This is a genomic window from Streptococcus sp. CCH8-H5, from assembly GCF_001556505.1.
Lineage (GTDB): Bacteria > Bacillota > Bacilli > Lactobacillales > Streptococcaceae > Streptococcus.
Map to the genome: position 1 here is coordinate 1 of NZ_LSIZ01000047.1, position 270 is coordinate 270.

General features: G+C 42.6%; 1 protein-coding gene. It reads right to left on the reverse strand.

Annotated elements, in window-relative coordinates; genetic code table 11:
- Positions 1 to 270: hypothetical protein (locus tag AX663_RS04180; protein WP_156430756.1), on the reverse strand; the 270-nt coding region annotated here is incomplete at both ends.

Here is a 270-nt window from a genome sequence, read left to right on the forward strand (position 1 = left end):
TACCAGATTGTGTTTGACCTTGGATATCTGTCGATGTTGCATCTTCAGAAGTTGGGACAACTGGAGTAATCTTAGGTGTGTAAGTTGTTTCTACTGTTGTACCATTTGTATCAGCTGCTTGAACCTTAACTGGGACAACATCACCTGAATAAGATTTATCCGTTGGGGTGAAGGTCACAACACCTGTTTCTTTATCAACGGTGAAGGTACCGATTACATCACCTGCTGGTGATTTCGCTTCTACTGATGCTGCTGGCTGACCATTTTCAT